Annotated in this window: 1 protein-coding gene; it reads right to left on the bottom strand. The window is 46.8% G+C overall.

Annotation, left to right across the window (positions count from 1 at the left end; translation table 11 throughout):
- On the bottom strand, positions 1-224 hold a 224-nt coding region (locus SB719_RS19730), incomplete at its 3' end, for a hypothetical protein (RefSeq protein ID WP_412159677.1).
- Between the last annotated feature and the right edge of the window lie 54 nt (positions 225-278).

Here is a 278-nt window from a genome sequence, read left to right as displayed (position 1 = left end):
CCAACAAGAATCTGAGACGTTGCCCACATCTTAGCCAGATATTCCTTTTTCTTCTCTACATCCGTGATTAGGTTCCCTTCTGGATCGTAGAGGATGAGCTCATCCAAATCGAGGTCCTCAAACAATACTTTCGGATTCTTGAAATACTCTTGCACATCTACCTTTCCAGTGACGGCCTTGTTAATCGCATCCATCAATGGCTTAAGGTCTGCAAGGTCACCCATGCCCTCAACCATCCCGTCATCACGGTTAGTTTGATGTTTCCGCCGCCGATTCAC

The sequence above is a fragment of the Pantoea sp. SIMBA_079 genome (genome assembly GCF_046940275.1).
GTDB lineage: Bacteria > Pseudomonadota > Gammaproteobacteria > Enterobacterales > Enterobacteriaceae > Pantoea > Pantoea borealis.
The sequence above is the reverse complement of the archived record's forward strand: the minus strand, read 5'-3'. Positions and strand labels throughout refer to the sequence as shown.